Here is a 15488-nt window from a genome sequence, read left to right on the forward strand (position 1 = left end):
ACCTGTCATGTCGATACCAGCTTCACAACGGATCTTTCTCGATAACAATTCCACAACGCGCCCCCTGGATGATGTGGTGGACCTGGTTGCAGAACAGTATCGGACACACTATGCCAATCCCGGCAGCGCCCATGCAGATGGCCGCCAGGCGCGCAGAGTTCTTGAAGATGCCCGCGAACAGCTGGCAGCACTCCTGGGTGCTCATCCACAGGAAGTGATTTTTACCAGCGGGGGTACGGAATCCATCAATCTGGCCATCCAGGGTTTTTTGTCTGGTGCTCCCGGAGAAATTGTTTTGCCAGCCGGCGAGCATCCGGCTACGGTCAATACCATTCGGCGTCTGGCACCACGGGGGATGAAACAGATTCAACTGCCTTTAGACAGTGATGGCAGAATTGAAACCGATGCACTTCGAAAACTCAACTGGGATCACGTTCAACTGGTGACTTCCATCCTGGCTCATAATGAGACCGGAGTGATCCAGGATATTGCTCCCCTGGCGGAAGCCTGCCAGCAACATCTGATTCCTCTGCATCTGGACTGTGTGCAGGCAATCGGGAAAATTCCGTTTCATTTTCATGACTCAGGCGCGACAGCCGTCAGCCTGGCAGCTCACAAATTTCATGGTCCGCGTGGTGTGGGCGTTCTGATTGTGAAAGAAGGCGCACGCCTGCTGCCTCAAATTGCTGGCGGACATCAGGAGCGCGGCAAACGGGCGGGAACCGAACCGGTGGCACTGGCAGCGGGCATGGCAAAAGCGCTGGCAGCAGCTGTGCAGGAACAGGAAGCTCGAACGAGGCATACCGCTGCCTTGAGAGATCAACTGCAGGCAGGTCTGCTGACACTCTGCGCGCCAGCAGTTGTCAACGGCAGTCAGGAACATCGGCTTCCCAATACCCTCAACATCTCGTTTCCCGGCCTGGACGGAGAAGCGCTCCTGATCTCACTCGATCTGGCTGGCATCTCCTGTTCACTGGGCAGCGCCTGTGCCAGCGGCTCACGGGACCCAGCTCCCGTGTTGCTGGCGATGGGCTGCGAGGAACGCGTCTATCGCTCGGCTGTTCGCTTAAGCCTTTCATTCCTCAATACAAACGAGGAAATTGAAGCAGCCATTCAGCGAATCAGCAAAGTGGTCAACCAACTGCGGTCCTGACTTAAAAACAGAATAGGATCGATTTTGTCAGGTGTTTTCTTCCGCTCTCTGGTCCTGAGACCGCGTTGGTTTCTTCATCGACGTTGTTCCAGGCCGGGTAGACGCTACTCTCCCGGATCATCAAAAATAGTAAACTGTGGCATCGGCAGATCTGTCTGCTCAAGGGCCTTGAGCTGTGTCTCGATCAATTCGATGCGACTGGCGATCAATTCGCGACGGTGCGACCACTTTTGTTCCCAGTCCTGGAACATGGCTGCGAGATTCTCTGATGCGACTGTTGAGGCGTGACGTGTTGTTTGAATTTTTACAAGTGATCGTCCTAATCTCGAGTGGGCTTCCTTAACCTGATGACTAGTGTGTTGGGGACACAAAGGCATGCGTTGCTGCTCCCTAAGGTATGCGATTCGTGAATATGGTCTTCTTAGGATGAATACTTCTTGAAAGTGAATCTGTTCAGCGCAGGTGCAATATGATCTGTGATATTTATTCCATCAACTGTTGCGACTTCATCAGTCTGCTTATTCAACCACCTGCTGTGGCATGTTCGCTTTTGGCAAGATATGAAAGATGGATCGTCATTGCCGATCAGTGATCTTGAGCAATAAGCGTTGACTTTTTGCATGAAAAGATTGAGTCTCTGCGAAGACCAAGCTCATTTGTTACGACCAGCATTCATCAGAACAATTATCATTAACCCGCATAATCAACAACTCTGCAACAGCAGTTACAAAAAGCACACCATGGATTCGCACAGAAACGATCTTGAACACACGCCTTTTGAATCCACTTCATAACGGGAAAACCCAACAGGCTCCAATTCATTTGAAGCTATCATTGCAGTCTGAAACTCATAGTAGTAATAAATCAGAACCGAAGTATTCGCTGATATTCGCAGTGGTGGAATTTCAAAATGAGATTCAGAACAAATGGATTCATTGCTCTGTTTTCAGATGACACCAGAATCAGGCACGAGTTATTTCTGTCTATCTTGGAAACATTGTTCTGGCATCTATCAAATCAGACAGCAAATTCGAATTCATCCGTGTTGATGCCGCAGCTCTGACTTCGATCAAGATGGTCATCCAGGAGCCGTACTGGAACGGAAGAATCTGCCTTCGATCATCACAAAGAGTTTCTCCCAAAATCATCATTAGGGAGGGAGATGAGGCCTCCCTAAAACTGTTGTGTTCGCACCATTTTCTCCCCCTGATTCTGCTCACAGTCCAGCCTTGCCAGCCGGGACAGCATCTGCTCATTTTTCTCGCATCTATGCAAAAGTGAGCCAACTTAAGAATTGCTAACTCCAGAAATACCAAGAGGGATTTGCCGCACGATAAAGTTTGACAGTTAAGCAACTCTTAACTGTTCTGCAAGGCAGGCAAAGTCCAGTTAGGTAAACAGCAACGATCCTGCAGCCCGCCTTAACATAAATATTCGTTTGCATGAAACGATCACCACTTTCCTCTCTCACGTTAATAGAGTTACAGCCGAACTTTTGATGAAGGAACGGATAATAGTTACAAGTCATCCTTTCCCGAGTGCGATACCGGAGAGATCGGTTTATTTTCAAAAAAACACCAAAGACACTCAGATTACCTAAAGTAACATTCCGATAGAATAGGGGCGTGAATGCGCAGCTTCCCTCTGCACGTTTACTGCGCCGTCTGAATCTGGAATGGTTTTGTTATGGAAAGATAAGCCACATCAGTTCGAGCAATCCTGTCAGAATGTATCGCTTTGTTTCACATTTATAGGATTTGACAGGATCACAAACTAATGTCTTCGGGTGGTTTCAGCATCACTCGAAACCTAAATCATATAAGTAGCTAATACCCATTAATCCCTTGGGAAGCTTTATTTACAAGTGAGAAAGGCTGTTTGCCATGACACGAATTAATACTAACGTTGCCTCGTTGAGAGGTCTGCGTAGTTTAAACAAATCTACAAATCTTCTGGATACCTCACTGACACGACTGTCAACCGGTTTGAAAATCAACTCTGGTAAAGACAATCCATCAGGTCTGATCGCCAGCGAAACTCTGCGATCTCAGGTATCAGCAATTGAACAATCTATTAAAAACAGTAACCGTGCCAGCAACGTAATCGCGACTGCTGACTCGGCTCTGGGCGAAGTGACCAACCTGTTAAACCAGGTTCGTGGTCTGGTCCAGGAAGGTTTGAACAAAGGTGCTTTGTCTCAGGATGAAATCGAGGCAAACCAGCTGCAGATCGACACTGCATTATCAGCGATCAACCGAATTTCTGCCAATACATCATTCGCTGGTGACAAACTGATTGACGGAAGTAAAGCGTTCCGTACTCAGGCTTCTGCAGCCGACTCCGCAAAACTCTCCGACTTCCAGGTAAACGAAGCCGTATTTGGTACCAGCAGCTCAATCACACTCGACGCGACCATCGTAACTGCTGCCACCCAGGCCAGCCTGGATTACAGTGCTGTTGACGGCGGTCTGGCAGGAGCAACTACGATTGAAGTTGGTGGTTCCAGCGGTTCTCAGGTGCTCTTCCTGGGTGCTTCCAGCACCTTAGACAACGTCAGAGACGCTGTGAATGGCGTAACCGACATTACAGGTGTAACAGCAACCAAAACGAATAAGGTCGCCAGCAACCTGACAGTCAACAGTGCTGCTGTCAACTCCGACTTGACTTTTACCGACGCTCGCACATCAGACAGTATCTTGGGCGATACAAACCAAAATATTAACATTTCGTTTGTCGACCCCAGTGGGGCCAGTCAAGCTTTAGGCGTGACTGTCTCGAATAATGCCACGGACATTAACATTGTCGTCAGTCTGGCGACGGACGGTAATAGTGCCATTACCTCGACTGCAGCCGACATCAAAACGTTGCTGGATGGTAACTCAGATGCCAACGCGTACATCTCAACAACCGTAGAAGGTGCTGGTGCTGGTGTGGTCGACGCTGCCGCTTCTGCTGCATTAAGCGGTGGTACCAACGCCTACCTGACATTCAGTGCTTCTAACTATGGATCAGATGAATTCGTAGACGTGAATGTTCTGAGTGGTACTTTTGATACTGTTGATGCCATCGCCACAGGCAACTCTCTGAAACGTGCCATTGGTACCGACATCGTTGCCCGTATCAACGGTCAGGTCGCCCAGGGCTCAGGTCTGTCAGCAAACCTGCGGTCTCAACAGCTGGACGCTTCATTCTCGTTCACAGCTGCTGCCAACACCGTTGATAATACTGCCAGCCTGACAATCACCGGTGGTGGTTCACTGTTCCAGATCGGACAGGACGTATCAGCCGCTGGTCAGGTCGGTATCGGTATCGAAGCCGTCAACACAGCCCGTCTGGGTGGTGTCTCCGGTAAACTGTTCGAAATCGGTTCCGGTGGTGGAAAAAGTCTGCTGGACGTCGGTCCTTCGGTTCCCGGTTCAGACCTGGTGAATATCATCGAAGAAGCGGTCAACCGTGTTTCCACACTGCGTGGTCGTCTGGGTGCGATCCAGAAGAACGTGATCGAAACCAACGTTTCTTCACTGGGTGTTGCTCTGGAAAACATTTCTGAAGCACGTAGCCAGATTGTGGATACCGACTTCGCTGTCGAAACCGCGAATCTGACCAAAGCTCAGATTTTGAACCAGGCTGGTATTTCGGTTCTCTCGATTGCCAACCAGAACCCACAACAGGTATTAAGTCTCTTGAGATAATCCTCGAGAACCTCATTCATCGAATGAGAAATACTGAAACTAATCAAAACACTATCCATCCAATGATGGGTAGTGTTTTTTTATTTATATATTCATTTCTACCCAGTTTACCGGAAAGTGTGGGGAGAATACCCCAGATTCCTGCCGATTTGCTCCGGCCCCAAGAAACTGCTTATCTATCCCCCCACCGCAGCCGATACAAACAGAATAACCGGAAAAGATTACCTGGCATTCCATGTCGGATACTTATGCTCAGTCATTATTGAATTTTTTTCAATCATATCTGTGATTCAAAGAAGATCCCATGCCTTCACCTCAGGAACTATTGGCAACAGCGGTTCAACAGCATCAGGCGGGTCATCTGCCTCAGGCAGAAGGACTGTATCGTAAAGTTCTGCAACACGATCCTGGACAGGTTGATGCCCTGCATTTACTGGGCGTGGTCTATCTGCATCTGAAACAATATGACAAAGCCATCGATTTCATCACACGAGCGATCAGCCGGAACGACGGAATCGCGACCTTCTTTTCCAATCGCGGTGCCGCATTTAAAAGCTTAGGAAAATTTCAAGACGCGATTACCAACTATCAACGTGCCATCGAGCTGGATTCTCAGAACCCGACTTTCATCTACAATCTGGCAATCACACTCGCCAGTTCTGGAAAAAAACAGGCAGCTATCGCTGAATACCGCAAAGCCCTTCAACTCAAACCCGATTACATAGATGCGCTAATCAATCTCGGGAATCTATTACAGGAAGAAGATGAGCTGGAAGAAGCCATTTCCATTTTCCGAAATGTCGTGAAATTGGCGCCGCAGTTACATACAGCTCACTTCAATCTGGCGAATGCGCTCGCGAAATCAGACGCCTCTGAAGCTGCCGAAAAGTCTTATCAACTGGCACTGCAGCTTGCCCCTGATGATATTGGGACTCTGAAAAATTACGCTGTATTTCTGACATCACAGCAGAAATACGAAGCAGCAATCACGATGCTCCAAAAAGCAATCGAGTTACAACCAGGTTGTTGGGAAATTAGAAACAACATGGGCATCGTTTATTCCGCGCAGAAAGATTTTGAATCTGCCATCAAATGTTTTCAGGATGCGCTAAAGCAGGCTCCAGATAATCATGATATTTTATTTCACCTGGGTAAGGCGTTCGAAGAGTCAAACGAGACTTCTCAAGCAATAATCACCTATCGGGAAGTTCTGGAAAAACATCGAAATCATCCCGGGTCGGCCTTTCAACTGGGGTCTCTCATGGCGTCGCTCGGCGACCTGGATGATGCCTATGAAATCTTTCAAAGTCTCTATCAGAGCGACCAGACGAACACCGCTTCCCTGTATGGAATGGGTTCTGTCAGACTACGACAAAAAAAATTCGGCTCCGCTGTTGGCTATTTTGAATTACTGGTTGAACTGGATCCAAACCATCTTCAGTCACGACTGAATTTGATCGAACTCTATTCATCGCAATTGCGAATTGAGGATGCTGAAGAGCAGATCAAGCAAGCGATCAAAGACCATCCTGATAACGCCTCTCTCTGGATCTTTCGAGGGTTCCTCTGCAATCAAAAAAAGCAAACCAGCAAAGCACTCAAATATTTTCAGCGTGCGCTGGAACTTGATGATAGCAATCCCTCCACTTACAGTAATCTGGCGTCTCTTTATCAGGGTATGGGTCAATTTGAAGAAGCAAAAGAAGCATTGGAGAAAGCTTTCCAACTGCGACCTCTACCGGAATACCGACTGGCAATTGCCAGTTTGCTGCCTCCCATACCTGCTTCACTCGAAGCAATTGAGGAAGTGCGTCTATCCTTTATGGAAAAAATTGAAGAGATGCACGCCGACAGGATACAGATCGACGCTTCAATCAAATTGACTCCTGGTACCTTTTATCTTGCTTATCAGGGATATAACGATCGGCCGATCATCGAACGTATGGCGGGGTTGTATCAACTCAAGAACACACTCAGTTGGAATCCACAAAACCCAACAGTAGAACGAGATGGTCGCATTCGAATCGGCTTTATCTCCAATCTGTTCTATGCACATACAATCGGGTCCTTGATGAAAGGTATCATCAAGAATTTCGATCGTGAAAAATATCATGTCATCACCATCTCCCCCTTAAAACATAATGACCATGTTGCTCAGGAAATTCGTGCCAACTCAGACGAATATGTCTTTCTAGGAATTGACCTTCAGCAGGCCAATCAACGTTTACAAAGTCTGGAACTGGATATTCTGTTTTATGCGGATATCGGCATGGACCCACTTATCTTCTCACTGGCGACCACCAGACATGCACCGGTACAGTGTGTGACCTGGGGACATCCCATCACAACCGGTCTGAAAACCATTGATTATTTCATCTCCAGTAAACTGATCGAACCGGAAGACGCCCAGGAACACTACACAGAACAACTGGTACAGCTGGATTCTCTACCCTCATATTACTACCGCCCTGCACTGCCGGAGAAAATCAAAAACCGGGGTGCTTTCGGGCTGTCGGACGACGAACATATTTACGCCTGCCCCCAGACTCTGTTTAAGATTCATCCGGAATTTGACCAGATCCTCGCAGGAATTCTCAAGCAGGATCCCAAAGCGCGGATTGTCATGATTCGCGATCAGTCTTCCAAGTGGAAAAATCTGCTCGTCGAACGCTTCGAGAAAACGTTTCCGGACACTGTGGATCGAATTCACTGGTTACGAGGGATGTCGACTGCCGACTTTTTGAACCTGATTTATATTTCTGACGTGCTGCTTGATCCTCTACACTTCGGAGGCGGGAATACATCTTTTCAGTCGATGGCAATCGGAACCCCTGTTGTCACACTACCGGCAAAATATATGCGGGGGCGGGGAATGCTCGCCATTTACAACAAAATGGGAATTCAGGACTGCGTGGTTTCGTCAATCGAAGAATATATCGATCTGGCCTGTCACATCGGTTCCGATGAAGCATTCCGTGATCAGCTTCGCCTCAAAATACTCTCAAAAAGTCATCTGATATTCGAAGATATCAATACAGTCCGGGAAATGGAATCGTTCTTCGAATCAGCACTAAAACACTGCGAAACCCGGCAGTCTGTCAATCAATCCTCTCTCTGTCTGAGCAGCTCGGACACCAGCAAGGAACCCAGCATGGATGCTTCATCAAATCAGCCAGGAAACGCTGACCAAATCAAAATTCTGAATTTTGCCATGCAGAATTACACCTGCCCTGCGTGTGGTTATCATATCGCAGTTCAGTTTTACGATGGAGGTTTATTGCCTTTGACCACACTGGCCTGGCCTCAAAGTTGTGAAGAAGCTCAGGCAATGGAACGACTGCCTCACGATTTCATGCGCTGCGTGGATTGTGGACATATCTCAAATGCCGCTTTCGATTATGCCAAAGTCCCTTATTCTGACAAACCAAACCTGATGTTTAACAAAGGTGCCATCTGGTCTGAACACCTGCAGAAGGTCTGTGATCTGATCTCCATCAGACTGCCGGAAAATCCAACCGTCGTGGAAATTGGCTGCGGTGAAGGACACTTACTGCGGTCTCTGGCCAGAAAAATACCTTGGGGAAAATTTATTGGCTTTGATCCCAATGCAGAAATCGAAACCGAAGATGGTTTAATCGAAGCGCGTGCCATGCTGTTTGAACCTGGTATACATCTGGCTGAGTTGAAGCCGGATCTGATTATCAGCCGCCATGTATTCGAACACCTGATGAATCCACTGGGCTTTGCCCAGGAAGTCGCATTTGCTGCGAATGTGGCTGATTGTGCAACCAGCCTGTTTATTGAAGTCCCCTGTATCGATGGAGTACTGGCAGCCGGTCGTACTGTGGATTTCTTCTATGAACATAACTCACATTTCACAACGCAATCACTGGAACGCCTGCTGAAACGCTGTGCCACACGTGTTGACCTGATCGAAACCAGTTATAACGACGAAGTCATCTACGGTCTCGCCAGTTTCCAGCCTCAGAGTCATCAGGTCGAACTGGCGCGACAGGCGATCGCCTTTCAGGAAAAAGCACTGCAGTCAGCAACCAATCTTGCAGTTCAGTTTGACGAGCTGACAAAGTCCGGAAAGCGAACGGCCATCTGGGGAGGCACGGGAAAAGCTGCTGCCTTCATCAATCAGCACAAACTGGACAAACAGCGGTTCCCGACTGTAATCGATTCCGACCTGAATAAAGTCGGCACGTTCGTCCCCGGAACCGGCCAGGAAATTTTCTTCCGTGACAAACTGGTGGAAAACCCTGTTGACGTCATTCTGATTGCCACACAATGGCGTGCCGCGGATATCGTACTGGAGATCCAACGTAATCAAATTCAATTTGAAACAATCCTGATTGAATACCAGGGTAAACTCATTGATTATTTCCAGGATCAGCATCCTTATCGCAGCTCAAAGACCGAAGCAAAAGTTCCCCGTCCGCAATTCCTTACCCAGAAAACGCGTCAGCGTGAATCACAGGAACTGGATCTCAATTAGCAATTCAAAAGTCCGGCAGGCATTCTATTCTGCCGGCTTTCCCGGGCCTCATCTCTTACAGGAACAATTATGATCGTTTTCAATTTTGGTATTCCCAACTCAGGCACTGACTGGTCGCAGGCTGTATTCCAGAAAATCTGGCAACATCAGAGCTTCGAGTTTCGATCAGAAAAAGCGAATTCTCTAGAAGAACTGAACCAGATCATCAGTACCATGGATCTGAATGAACGGTTGATCCTGCAGTTCGATTTCCTGACAGAGGAAGCGATTGCCGCTGCCCAGGATGACGCCGTTCGGCCTTTTTATCACTATCGGGATCCACGGGATGTCGTTTGTGCAGAGATGGAATTTCAGGACATGTCGTTTGCAGATGCCGTCGATCAGACTGTCGCAGCATATCAGGAAATACATCATGCACTCTGTCTGCCCGGCATCATGGTCATTCCTTACGAACATCTTCTGAAAAATGCCGAAGGCCTGATCTTTCAGATGGCAACCAAACTGGGAGTCCTGCTGAAACTGGATGAAGTCGCGGCGATTGCACGGGAAATAGACGTTCTCCTGACGACACCTGCAGCCGTCGCCAATGCCTCTGTCACTTCGCAGGCAGTACGAATCGATGGAGAACATACGGAAGACACGGAACCTATTCAACCATTGATGATTGGAAAATGGCGTGACCGTCTTTCGCAATCAGAACAGGCGATGGTCACCCGGTTTTTTAAACCTCTGGTGACCCAGTTTGGTTACGGCGAATAATTTTTTCTTTGAGCAATAGAAACCAGGGATGGAATTACGATGCTGCCCCTTAATCAATTATGTACGCTGAACTGTCCCGAGGACGGTTTTGAACTTTCCGACGCACTCAAGAATCAGTACGCAGAAGAGGGAGCGATCCTGGTTAAAGGCCTGTTCTCTCCCGATGAGTTTCTTGCCATCCGCAAAGATCTGTCAGGACGACTCTCTCTGCTGGAAAGTCACTTCGGTGCTACCGTCTCTCAAGATGCAAATGAAATCACTCAGATCAGTGACCGTCTGCGATCTCTGGAATCCAATCACCCTGGAGCACAGAGTATTTTATATGATTCCATGAATGCAGCTCCCTCTCTCCACACGATGGGCGCACATCCAAAATTACTGGCGATCCTCGAAACACTGCTCTCGACCGAAATCTCCATTCATGATCGCTATATCATTCTCATGAGTATGCCTCATGCAGAATGGCATCTCGCTTCATGGCATCAGGACTGGTATTACAACGAAGGTCCTTATTCCACAATTACCCTGTATGCACCTCTGCAGAAAACGGATCCATATAACGGGAGCCTGTCACTCGCTCTGGGAGAGCACCGGAAGCCACCTGTCGCCCATGATGAGCACAATCATGGCATCAACACAAAATGGCATTCACTGCCTCCCGAAGTAGTGCATCAGTATGAACGTGTTGTACCGACAGAACTGGAAGTGGGCGATGTACTGTTATTTCACAGTCTGACGCCACACACTCCCTGCAAGAATCAATCAGAGTATGTCCGATTTGTTTTGAATCTGCGGTATCGCGACCTGAAGGATCCTCAGTTTCTGAAAGATGGCTGGCGGATTAGAGACATTACACATGCCAGACAGGCGATGTCGCGAACGGCGTCTTAACCAGAGATCAACAGGTCACTTCAGACCCGATTTCACTTCCTAATTCATTGAAAAGCGTAACTGAAATGTCAGAAAAAAAAGGGCTGTTAAAGGGAAACGTAGGCGAATCACAGAACCAGTCCAGCAGTGACCTGAATGCATTGAATGCGGTCGAGGAGTACTGGGAATCAAGCGTCGGCTCGAATCTGAATAAACTCGATGCGTTTACCAAGTATGTCTCCCGGCAATCCATAACCAAATTGCTGGCCCGCTACGAAATTTTCAAACAGCAGCTGGAAGTCCACGGATCCGTAGTCGAATTAGGCGTGCACCGAGGTGCCAGCCTGATGGCATGGGCACAATTCAGCGCGATTCTGGAACCGGTCAATTATCTCCGCAAAGTGATCGGCTTTGATACTTTTGAAGGCTTTCCTTCATTAAGTGAGAAAGACACCACAGGTACCAGCGAGCATTTGGAAGTTGGCGGTTTCAAATCAGAAGAAAACGCCATGGAAGATCTGGAGAAAGCAATCCAGGTTTATAATTCCACCCGTTACCTGAATCACATTTCCAAAGTCGAACTGGTTAAAGGAGATATCAGTGTCACTCTGCCTGAGTACCTGAAAAAAAATCAGCATCTGGTTGTCTCGCTCCTGCATCTGGATGCAGATCTGTACGAACCGACCAGGGTGGCGCTGGAACTGCTGATTCCCCGGATGCCCAAAGGGGCAATTATTGCCTTTGATGAACTCAATATGGATTTATTTCCGGGAGAGACACTGGCCGCCATGGAAACACTGGGGCTGCCTAATTTACGTCTGAAACGGTTCCCGTTTGCCACTTCGCTTTCTTACGCGGTAATCGAATAACCAACAGCACCACAGTCCCTACAACCGGCAAGTTTTAACACCTCATCTGAGCGATTGCCTTCAATCAGAGACTCTGCTCAAGCGGTAACCTTTCACTAACCGATAAATATTTAGATGCAGCCGTCCTGCATGCGCGGGCAGATTTTTGAGAACCCTTAGCTTATTTATCTTGAAACAGGCTTGATAACATGTCGGGCATCAGTTCCGGTGTCGGTCTGGCAACCGGATTGAATATCAACGAGATTGTGGACGCGATCATCGGCGTGCAACGTAACGCCCTGGTGAAACTTGCGAACCGTGCCTCTGCCTTTGAAGCGACAGAAGGGGGCATCAAAACCCTCGACGCCAACCTGCTGACCCTCAATAACAGTGTTCAGAAGCTGAATCTGAAAAGTACCTTCGAAACATTGAAGGCCACCAGTTCTGACACCAGCCAGTTCAGCGTCGCTGCGAACAGTACTGCCACCGCTGCAACTTACCAGTTGCAGGGATTGCGACTGGCTTCAAACCACCAGGTGGTGTCGAAAGGATTCGCAGATTCGGACACAACCCCCATCGGTACAGCAACCACGATCACGCTTTCCCAAGGCGGAAAGCTGGATGAATCCAAGCTGCTCGAAGAGTTGAATAACGGGCTGGGAGTCCAACGCGGCAGCATTCGCATCACCGACCGGGACGGCCAGACAGAAGTCATTGATCTATCACGAACGCTCAACATTCAGGACGTGGTCGATGAAATCAACGGTTCCGCCACTTCCATTGTCGCCAGCATTGATGGTGACCATCTGGTACTGACCGATACCGGTTCCGGCCTGGGGACACTGAAAGTCACTGAAGTCTCTGGAGGAAAAACTGCCGCTGACCTGGGTATTCTGCAATCTGTCGCTGGTTCCACCTTAACGGGTGATTCTGTGTATCGCGTTACCAGCGATTTCAATCTGTCACAGATCAATGATGGTAACGGCATAAATACGGTCAGTGGTCTGGACGATCTCCAGATTACGGCATCCGATGCATCGAGTTTTAATGTCAATCTGGATTCTGCACAGACCATTGGCGATGTTGTCGATCTGATCAATAATAATGCATCCAACGGTGGCTCAATCACAGCAGCGATCACCAGCGATGGGAAACTGAGTCTGACTGATAACACGGGTGGTATTGCCACTACATTTGAAGTGACTGCCTTGAACGGTTCTCTGGCTGCCCGCGAACTGGGAATCCAGACCACCGGCCTGGGAGGCACGATTACAGGTACTTTGTCCGGAGGACTGAACTCGGTTTTGCTGCGAAATTTGAATGGTGGCATCTCCGCCAGCAGCACCGTTCTGAATGCCGGACAGGTTTATTTTGAAGATGGCGCAGGCGGAAATGCAACCATCGATCTTTCCGGTGCTGAAACACTGGATGATGTGATCAGCGCCATCAATGCGAACGGCAGCATTCAGATTGAGGCCAGTCTCAACGCTACCAAAACGGGAATCCAGATCAAAGACACCTCTGCTGCTTCGGGGACTTCGATTGAAATCCAGGATACAACCGGAAACCTGGCCAGCTTCCTGAAAATCGACACGCTGCTGGCAGACTCAAAACACACCGTTGATTCCGGTTCACTCGATTTACGCTATATCAACCAGGATACCTCACTCTCCACTTACGGGAAAAACGGTACGGCTGTCTCTCTGGGCAGCATTCGCATTACAGATCGAAACGGCGTCAGCTTTAATGTGAATCTTTCAGATCCAGATACGACCAAAACGGTAGGAGATGTCCTCACAAAGATAAATGATGCGGCAAATACCGCTGGTGCCCAGATCAATGCGCGGCTGAATGATACCGGCGATGGCTTTATCGTGGAAAGTACCGGCGGTAGTTCGTTTGACGTCAAAGTAGAAGAAGTTTCCGGTGGTACCGTTGCCGCCACGCTGGGCATCATAGGTTCGGGAACGACGGGTGTCACCAGCCGCCAGATTACGGAAGTTTCGATTGAAGCCACCGATACGCTCGAAGACATCACAGAAAAAATCAATGCCACCGGAGTCGCTTCGGCTACGATTATCGATGATGGGACGGCCTTTAATTCCGCTCGACTTTCGATTACATCCTCCCGCAGTGGCGCTGCCGGCGAGCTGATTCTGGAAAGTGATTATAACTTCGGTTTCGCCACCTCAGTCGATGCCAATGATGCGTTAATCCGCATTGGAAGTAACCCTCAGACTTCGTTTCTGCTGACTTCATCCACCAACAGCTTCGATGACGCCATCACTGGTCTGGAAATTGATCTGAAATCGGTCGGAACCTCTCCGTCAACCATCAATGTAGCCCGCGACACCTCAGGCATCAAAAGCACGATCAATTCGTTTATCACTGCCTACAACAGTTTTGTTGACGCCACAGATGCACTCACCAGTTACGATTCAGAAACAAATCAACGAGGCGTTCTGAATGGGAACATTGTGGTACTGAATACTATCTCCCGTCTCGAAGGCATGCTGACGAAAAAGCTGTCGATCAGTAACAGCGATGTCAAAAGCATGTCCGAGCTGGGAGTGCAGTTCAACGGTAATGGCAAACTGCAGTTAAACAGTTCAACTCTCGATCAGTGGCTCGCCGACGATCCCGATGCCGTCACCGAATTTTTCCAGCAGGAGGACACCGGTTTCGCTGTTGTGATGGACGAAATCATCACTGCGATGACCGATCCTTTCACCGGAACACTCAAAGCACAAACGGATTCATTACAGGCCTCGGCACTGGCTTTGAATACACGCGTCGATGAATTGAATACGATCCTGGAAGCCCGTCGCGAACGGCTCATTCGTCAGTTCTCATTACAGGAAACCATCGTCAACCAGTTGAACTCACAACAGACCGCCTTGCAGGGACTGCAGAATTCCAGCAGCAGTTAATCAGGCTGCAATATGACTATTTATCTATTTACGACTCAATAATATCAGTGAGAGGGGCCACCAGAGAGATGAACGGAGCAGACTACATTGAGAACCAGGTTTTAACCGCAAAACCGCACCAGTTACATCTCATGGTTGTTGACGGAGCTTTACGCTTTGCCAGAAAAGCAGCGCTGGCTGCGGAAGAAAAACATTTTGAGCAGACTCATTTTGCACTCGATAAGAGTCGTGATCTTGTCGCAGAGCTGATTGGCGGCCTGGACCCATCCCAGCAGCCTGAACTGGTCGAACAACTTAAGGCGCTGTTTGTATTTGTTTATGAAAACCTGCATCACGCCGATGTCAAACAGGATGCCGGGTATATCCAGAATGCAATCAAGGTCCTGGAGATCCATCGGGAAAGCTGGTGCGAACTGATTGCACAAATTCAGGATGAAACACCACAGGAATCAGCGATCATCCACTCGCATGATTCGCTGCAACCTCCGCATCACCTGGAACAGGCCGATCAACCTCATCAGAGCCGTTCCTGGCTGACCTGATCCTGCGACGAACTTAGACTGTGTCCAGTTTTACTGTAGCGTCTCCAGGTCCATTGGGACCGAGTCTATTAGATTGACAGACGCTATGGTTAAATGTGATACGCTCTAGAAATCGCAGCGCATAAAAAAAGCACTCTCACCGGTTCGATGAGAGTGCCTGAGGTGGAGACCTCCGCCTCGATGCAAGCCTGCT

Annotated in this window: 9 protein-coding genes; 8 read left to right on the forward strand and 1 reads right to left on the reverse strand. The window is 48.7% G+C overall.

Annotation, left to right across the window (positions count from 1 at the left end):
• Window positions 1-7 precede the first annotated feature (7 nt).
• Window positions 8-1153: a cysteine desulfurase family protein gene (locus tag ACN0YN_RS17175; RefSeq protein ID WP_417386258.1), complete on the forward strand. Its 1146-nt coding sequence runs from the start codon at window positions 8-10 to the stop codon at window positions 1151-1153.
• A gap of 104 nt (window positions 1154-1257) precedes the next feature.
• Here the strand turns inward: ACN0YN_RS17175 and ACN0YN_RS17180 are convergent, their stop codons facing one another.
• Complete coding sequence (locus ACN0YN_RS17180) at window positions 1258-1404, reverse strand: hypothetical protein (protein WP_417386259.1); 147 nt, start codon at window positions 1402-1404, stop codon at window positions 1258-1260.
• Window positions 1405-3036: 1632 nt separating this feature from the next.
• On the opposite strand from ACN0YN_RS17180, the gene ACN0YN_RS17185 reads away from it, so the two are divergent.
• The 7 genes from ACN0YN_RS17185 to fliS all read left to right on the forward strand — a co-directional run bounded on the left by ACN0YN_RS17185 (window position 3037) and on the right by fliS (window position 15295).
• Window positions 3037-4845, forward strand: coding sequence for a flagellin (locus tag ACN0YN_RS17185; RefSeq protein ID WP_417386260.1), 1809 nt, complete (start codon window positions 3037-3039; stop codon window positions 4843-4845).
• Between the two features lie 304 nt (window positions 4846-5149).
• Entirely contained in the window at window positions 5150-9346 is a 4197-nt protein-coding gene (locus ACN0YN_RS17190) for a tetratricopeptide repeat protein (RefSeq protein WP_417386261.1), read from the forward strand.
• Window positions 9347-9415: 69 nt separating this feature from the next.
• Entirely contained in the window at window positions 9416-10105 is a 690-nt protein-coding gene (locus ACN0YN_RS17195; protein WP_417386262.1) for a hypothetical protein, read from the forward strand.
• 39 nt (window positions 10106-10144) lie between these two features.
• Complete coding sequence (locus ACN0YN_RS17200) at window positions 10145-10996, forward strand: phytanoyl-CoA dioxygenase family protein (RefSeq protein WP_417386263.1); 852 nt, start codon at window positions 10145-10147, stop codon at window positions 10994-10996.
• 65 nt (window positions 10997-11061) lie between these two features.
• Window positions 11062-11844, forward strand: a complete 783-nt coding sequence (locus ACN0YN_RS17205; RefSeq protein WP_417386264.1) for a class I SAM-dependent methyltransferase — start codon at window positions 11062-11064, stop codon at window positions 11842-11844.
• Window positions 11845-12032: 188 nt separating this feature from the next.
• Window positions 12033-14753 carry a flagellar filament capping protein FliD gene (gene fliD, locus ACN0YN_RS17210; RefSeq protein WP_417386265.1) on the forward strand — a complete coding sequence of 907 codons (2721 nt, stop codon included), beginning with the start codon at window positions 12033-12035 and terminating at the stop codon, window positions 14751-14753.
• Between the two features lie 68 nt (window positions 14754-14821).
• Window positions 14822-15295, forward strand: coding sequence for a flagellar export chaperone FliS (gene fliS / locus ACN0YN_RS17215; RefSeq protein ID WP_417386266.1), 474 nt, complete (start codon window positions 14822-14824; stop codon window positions 15293-15295).
• Window positions 15296-15488 lie beyond the last annotated feature (193 nt).

Source organism: Gimesia sp., assembly GCF_048260065.1.
Taxonomy (GTDB): domain Bacteria; phylum Planctomycetota; class Planctomycetia; order Planctomycetales; family Planctomycetaceae; genus Gimesia.

Excerpts from the sequence above, each read along its gene's own strand:
- ACN0YN_RS17175 (WP_417386258.1), top strand. The coding sequence starts at position 8 with ATGTCGATACCAGCTTCACAACGGATCTTTCTCGATAACAATTCCACA.
- ACN0YN_RS17180 (WP_417386259.1), bottom strand. The coding sequence starts at position 1,404 with ATGTTCCAGGACTGGGAACAAAAGTGGTCGCACCGTCGCGAATTGATC.
- ACN0YN_RS17185 (WP_417386260.1), top strand. The coding sequence starts at position 3,037 with ATGACACGAATTAATACTAACGTTGCCTCGTTGAGAGGTCTGCGTAGT.
- ACN0YN_RS17190 (WP_417386261.1), top strand. The coding sequence starts at position 5,150 with ATGCCTTCACCTCAGGAACTATTGGCAACAGCGGTTCAACAGCATCAG.
- ACN0YN_RS17195 (WP_417386262.1), top strand. The coding sequence starts at position 9,416 with ATGATCGTTTTCAATTTTGGTATTCCCAACTCAGGCACTGACTGGTCG.
- ACN0YN_RS17200 (WP_417386263.1), top strand. The coding sequence starts at position 10,145 with ATGCTGCCCCTTAATCAATTATGTACGCTGAACTGTCCCGAGGACGGT.
- ACN0YN_RS17205 (WP_417386264.1), top strand. The coding sequence starts at position 11,062 with ATGTCAGAAAAAAAAGGGCTGTTAAAGGGAAACGTAGGCGAATCACAG.
- fliD (WP_417386265.1), top strand. The coding sequence starts at position 12,033 with ATGTCGGGCATCAGTTCCGGTGTCGGTCTGGCAACCGGATTGAATATC.
- fliS (WP_417386266.1), top strand. The coding sequence starts at position 14,822 with ATGAACGGAGCAGACTACATTGAGAACCAGGTTTTAACCGCAAAACCG.